Here is a 2097-nt window from a genome sequence, read left to right on the forward strand (position 1 = left end):
CTCTTTGCTTGACGCTCAAACAACTCATGCAATAAACAGCTCGGCACCTCAACATCCTGAGCTGTACTATTCAACTCCGTGAGCAAATAAGACCGCTCTCGCTCACTTAAAAGCTCAACCTCCGCAACCTTCAAGGCCTTCGTCAACCCCAATAGCAAACGCTTATAATGTCCGCCTAAACGTGCCAAACTCGCCGAGTTATAGTGCCCCGCCCCGCCTTCTAAGCGAATACTCAACCCTTCCGATACGTGCGCCACTACCGTTAAGTCGTAGTTCGTCCCTTCCGTTGTCTCCGCTGTCGTAACCTCTAGCCCCGACTGCTCATCCGCTTCACTTAACTGCGCATCAACCGGATAGTTCTCAAATACAAATACGCTATTAAACAGAGGCTCTCCCAACGGCGACTGTTTTTGTATTTCATACAACGGATAGTAGCTATGCCCTTCTCGTGCCACTTGCTGTTCGTGCTGCGCCTGCAATAGCCCAAGCACCGTCTCTTCTGCACCGCTCTCTACGACCACCGGTACTGTATTGATAAACAAACCTAATATCGACTCGACACCCGCAAGACTTGCCGGCCGCCCTGACGTCACCGAACCAAACACCACCGCACCTTGGTTGCCATAGCGCTGCAACAACACACCCCATGCCGTTTGTACGACTATATTTAACGTCGTTCTCGCTTCCGCCGCCAGCCGTTGTAACGCCGCCGTCTCTGATACACTAAACTCAATGCGATACTCGCCCTCTCCTGCTCCCACCTCTCCTTGCTCCGCTGGCAACTGAGTATGGCTACTCAGCGGTGCCAACGTGTCTCGCCAAAACGCTACCGTCTCCTCCTTGTCTTGCTCACTCAGCCACTGAGCATAATCTCTATAGCTGTATTCTGGCGCTCCACTTGCTAACGGTATACCCGCACACAGCGCTTCATAACATTGCTTTATCTCCTTAAATACCAACGGAATACACCACCCATCCAGTAGCGCATGGTGGTAACTCCAGAGCAACGTATGTTCATCTCCTACATTAAATAAGCTAAAGCGCATCAGTGGTGCTGCATCTATCGCAAAGGCTTTGCGCTTATCCATACGCTGATAATCGTCTAAATAATGTTGCTGCTGCGCCTGTGACATCTCCCTTAAATCTTCTTCCTTCCAAGGCAGTACCGCATGTGCGCTCACCCTTTGATGCGCATTCCCTTGCTCTATTCCTACAAATGCCGTTCTAAAAATATTGTGCCGCTCTATTACCGCTAACCATGCAGCTTTAAATGCGCTTGCATCCAAATCCTTGAAGCTTATCCGAGTCTGCGTGACATAACTCCCTGCTTCCAACAAACCATGGAATAACAACCCCTGTTGCATCCCCGTCGCTGGATATAAATCTGCAATATCCGACCCAATATCCCATCGCTCTAACTCTTCCGTAGTCACCCTCGCCAATGGAAAATCACTCGGTGTATAAGGCCCAACGCCCACCGCCTTACAATGCGTAATAACGTCTCTTAAGGCCTGCTCATAAGCCTTCATCAACGTCGATAGCGCTCCCTCGCAATAACACCCTGTGTCATAATTCAGCGTAAAACCTAAACTGCCAAATACCACCTTCCCATTTAACACCAGCTCTTCTTGTGCTATCCGAGCTGCACTTATATGTTGCCCTCTATTTTCCTCTGCTATGCTAAAGGCGCCCGTCTGTTTTACCGTTTGGTCAAACTGTCCTAGGTAATTAAACTGCAAAGCCGGCATCGTCTTATCCGCAAGCTCGCTATCACCGCACAGGTACTTTAATACGCCATAGCCTATCCCCGTATCCGGAACCTGACGGTATTGCTCTTTTACCGCCATCAAAATACCACCGACATCCTCCGCCGCTTGCACGCTTAGCTGCAATGGATACATACTGGTAAACCAGCCTACGGTTTGACTTAAATCTATTACCCCCGCAACTCCCTCACGCCCATGCCCTTCTAGTGTCACCGATAGCGTTTGAGCACCACTACAACGTTGATGAGCTAACCACAAAGCCGCCAAGAGTACTTCATTCACCTGAGTTCGATAACTCTGTGGCACCATCGTGAGCAAAGCCTGTGTCTCA

At 49.8% G+C, this 2097-nt stretch carries 1 protein-coding gene; it reads right to left on the reverse strand.

Features of this window, described 5'->3' with window-relative positions; genetic code table 11:
• Positions 1–2097: condensation domain-containing protein (locus tag L1271_RS24550; RefSeq protein WP_235369047.1), on the reverse strand; the 2097-nt coding region annotated here is incomplete at both ends.

The organism is Pseudoalteromonas sp. OF5H-5 (genome assembly GCF_021530695.1).
Lineage (GTDB): Bacteria > Pseudomonadota > Gammaproteobacteria > Enterobacterales > Alteromonadaceae > Pseudoalteromonas.